This is a genomic window from Moorena sp. SIO4E2 (genome assembly GCF_010671945.1).
Classification (GTDB): Bacteria; Cyanobacteriota; Cyanobacteriia; order Cyanobacteriales; family Coleofasciculaceae; genus Moorena; species Moorena producens.
Window position 1 is genome coordinate 1 of sequence record NZ_JAAHIE010001191.1, and the last position, 1,473, is coordinate 1,473.

At 44.2% G+C, this 1,473-nt stretch carries 1 protein-coding gene, 1 pseudogene and 1 other annotated feature; the gene and the pseudogene both read left to right on the top strand.

The features are described from left to right. Positions 1-342: 342 nt before the first annotated feature. Positions 343-511: a sequence feature (ribosomal protein L10 leader region), on the top strand. Between the two features lie 134 nt (positions 512-645). Continuing rightward, positions 646-1,212 carry a 50S ribosomal protein L10 gene (rplJ, locus tag F6K37_RS42075; protein ID WP_008188899.1) on the top strand — a complete coding sequence of 189 codons (567 nt, stop codon included), beginning with the start codon at positions 646-648 and terminating at the stop codon, positions 1,210-1,212. A 102-nt stretch (positions 1,213-1,314) separates the two neighbouring features. After that, a pseudogene (locus tag F6K37_RS42080) lies at positions 1,315-1,473 on the top strand (50S ribosomal protein L7/L12); the annotation flags it as partial.

The window sequence follows — 1,473 nt, forward strand, 5'->3', positions numbered from 1 at the left end:
GGTGAGATTCCAGCCAGTAAGAGACGGGGTTGATCCTACGACTATGGAACAGGCAAGTAATGCAGCAAAAAGTAGTGATTTATTGCCCTGATTTGTTTGGTACAACCACTCCGAAAGTTATTTAAATGAAAAGTAAATCCACAGGTTAACTTCTATGTTAATCCGTTCGCGTAGCGTGGCCTACGGCCAGGGAGGTAGGGCAGTTTTGAATCTGCCGCAACGATATACTAGATTAACTTCTAGATCAGACCGTGAGCTTAGTGGAGCGCGGTTTTAAACCGCGCAACGACATCCGCTCAGAATCCCCGTCTTTTCAAAGCGGGGAGAGTTCAAAAACTAGAAAATTGAAGAAGGCTTGCGCTGAAGACAGCAGGAGTAACTAGCTTAATATCCTGCCGAGGTTAAAGTACTATGTATCATCTGCCCAGGCACTGATCCTACAGTGAGTTCTATAGCGGTAATGATACGACCCTTAACCCCGGCCAAGTCTCCGGGGTTTTAGTTTGGTTATTTGTTATCAGTGAGATCATCGACGGTTGAATACTTATCATTCTTGGTTGAGAGTCAATTGAAAATAAATAATATTTATTTTTATTTATTTTTATTTATTTTCAATGAACAATTAACCAATTAACACTTAACAAAATGGGTAGAACACTTGACGAAAAAAAGACAATTGTGGCGGAGCTCAAGCAAACCTTGAGTGAGTCTCAGTTGGCTGTAGTTATTGATTACCAGGGGCTGTCGGTTGCTGAAATTACCGATTTACGGAATCGTCTGCGTCCCACTGGCACGATTTGCAAGGTGACCAAAAACACCTTCATGCGGCTTGCGGTGGAAGAAGACGAAAACTGGCGGCCAATGACAGAATTCCTCAGTGGTACTTCAGCCTTTCTCCTGGTCAAAGACGATGTTGGTAGTGCCATCAGAGCTTACCAGGAGTTTAAGAAAACCGCCAAGAAGACTGAATTTCGCGGCGGCGTGATGCAAGGTCAAGCCTTGAATGAAGAGCAAGTTAAGGCAATTGCTGACTTGCCTTCTAAGGAGGAACTGATCGCGCAAGTTGCTGGAGCGATTAATTCTATCGCTACCAAACTTGCTGTCGGTATTAATGAGGTACCAGCCTCCTTGGGTCGTAGTATTAACGAGGTGCCAGCTTCTTTGGGTCGATGCATCCAAGGGGTTGCTGCCAAGGAAGAAGGCAACAGCTAGTACTCGGTTTTCCCCCTTTCTGAGATTTGTACAACACTCAACTACAAGAGTTAAGTACAACACTCAACAAATTAAACAATTCACCTAAAAGGAGTTATATCAATGTCTGCTACAACTGATGAAATTCTCGAAAAATTAAAATCTCTCACTCTGCTAGAAGCTTCTGAGCTAGTTAAGCAGATCGAAGAGGCTTTTGGTGTCAGCGCTGCTGCTCCTGCTGGCGGTATGATGATGATGCCTGGTGCTATGGCTGGTGCTCCA

Excerpts from the sequence above, each read along its gene's own strand:
- rplJ (WP_008188899.1), top strand. The coding sequence starts at position 646 with ATGGGTAGAACACTTGACGAAAAAAAGACAATTGTGGCGGAGCTCAAG.